This window comes from Bowmanella yangjiangensis (assembly GCF_017255015.1).
GTDB lineage: Bacteria > Pseudomonadota > Gammaproteobacteria > Enterobacterales > Alteromonadaceae > Bowmanella > Bowmanella yangjiangensis.
On the sequence record NZ_JAFKCS010000881.1, the window covers coordinates 1 to 294 of the forward strand.

Annotated in this window: 1 protein-coding gene; it reads left to right on the forward strand. The window is 69.0% G+C overall.

What is annotated here, in order from left to right; genetic code table 11:
* A partial coding sequence (locus J0A65_RS27065) for an efflux RND transporter periplasmic adaptor subunit (protein ID WP_416135352.1) occupies nucleotides 1–294 on the forward strand: 294 nt, incomplete at both ends.

The window sequence follows — 294 nt, forward strand, 5'->3', positions numbered from 1 at the left end:
GCAGACGCGCACGGCCACGGGCCGCATCACCCTGGACAACGCCGATGGCGTATGGCGCCCCGGCCTGTTCGTCTCCGTCGCACTGGCCACCGAACGCCATGCGGCCAAGGCGGTGATCCCGCTTTCGGCCGTGCAGGAGGTCGAGCAGCAGAGCAGTGTCTTCGTGCGCACCGACGAGGGTTTCGACGTTCGTGCAGTGACGCTGGGGAGCCGCAGCGACGGCTTCGTGGAGGTGCGCGAGGGGCTGAAGGCCGGGGAGCAGGTGGCGGCTGCCGGCAGCTTCATTCTCAAGTC